General features: G+C 40.2%; 2 protein-coding genes. One reads left to right on the top strand and one right to left on the bottom strand.

The annotated features are described in order from the left end of the window. A partial coding sequence (locus tag CBG25_RS12115) for a transposase (RefSeq protein WP_290606902.1) occupies positions 1 to 275 on the top strand: 275 nt, incomplete at its 5' end. A 12-nt stretch (positions 276 to 287) separates the two neighbouring features. Here CBG25_RS12115 and CBG25_RS12110 read toward each other — a convergent pair. Beyond that, positions 288 to 592: transposase family protein (locus CBG25_RS12110; protein ID WP_290603625.1), on the bottom strand; the 305-nt coding region annotated here is incomplete at its 5' end.

Here is a 592-nt window from a genome sequence, read left to right as displayed (position 1 = left end):
AAATCTTGAATCAGCGAAAGAGCATGGTTGAACCTGTGTTTTCAGCATTGCGGGGAATTCAGGGTTTGGAACGTTTCCGGCGTAAGGGATTATTAGCGGTAAAGCTCGAATTTACCCTGCATGCAATGGCCTATAACTTATCAAGAGCGGTTGCTCTGATATTATGGATGATTTTCAGTCTATTATTTGTACAAACTAAAATCAGAAAAAGAGAAAATCTGCACGGTGGGATATTAAGCGTGTTGCTTAATAGTGAAATAAGGGTGTTTCGGTGATTGAAGTAAATTTTACGCTGTTCTGAGATGGAAATTCCAAAGACCTGCGCTAAGGAGTAAGAAGGTATCATCAATAAAGGGTCTACGATTCCGTAAAATTTGGGTCATGCAACCGAGGCGCTTGATACCCGCGATGGCGTGTTCAACTGTAATACGGATGCCCGAGATTATTTTATTTTCTTGTTTTTGTTCAGGCGATAAAGGTCTTTTTCGAGTTCCTTTTTTTGGGATTTGTGTATTAGGATGCTGTTTATCTATACCTTGAAAACCGGTATCTGCCCAGATGGTTACCTCAGGAGGAATATGGCGAATTATAT

The sequence above is a fragment of the Arsenophonus sp. ENCA genome, from assembly GCF_002287155.1.
In the GTDB taxonomy this organism is placed as follows: Bacteria; Pseudomonadota; Gammaproteobacteria; order Enterobacterales; family Enterobacteriaceae; genus Arsenophonus; species Arsenophonus nilaparvatae.
The sequence above is the reverse complement of the archived record's forward strand: the minus strand, read 5'-3'. Positions and strand labels throughout refer to the sequence as shown.